The following is a 315-nucleotide window of genomic DNA, read 5'->3' as shown; positions in this document are numbered from 1 at the left end:
CTCCATCGACAGTTCGGCGCCGCCGAGCGCCAGCGCGAGCCCGTAGTGCGCCTCGGACGCCAGCTTCTGCACCCCGGCCATCTTCAAAAAGTCATACAGGCCGGGTTTGGCCAGGCGCGAGGCCAGGTCCACGGCGGGCACGTTGCGGCTGCGGATCAGCGCCTCGTGCGCGGGGATCGGACCGCTGAAGCGGCCGTCGAAATTCTCGGGCGCGAAGGCGCCGAAATTGCTGGCCGTGTCCTTGAGGATCGAGGCGCTGTGGATCAGGCCCTGGTCGAGCGCCTGCGCGTAGATGAACGGCTTGAGCGTCGAGCC

General features: G+C 68.3%; 1 protein-coding gene. It reads right to left on the bottom strand.

Features of this window, described 5'->3' with window-relative positions; genetic code table 11:
• On the bottom strand, window positions 1-315 hold a 315-nt coding region (locus D0817_RS27110), incomplete at both ends, for a penicillin-binding transpeptidase domain-containing protein (protein ID WP_262708248.1).

This window comes from Flavobacterium cupreum (genome assembly GCF_003996965.1).
Classification (GTDB): Bacteria; Bacteroidota; Bacteroidia; order Flavobacteriales; family Flavobacteriaceae; genus Flavobacterium; species Flavobacterium cupreum.
This window is presented reverse-complemented; position numbering and strand designations above follow the sequence as displayed.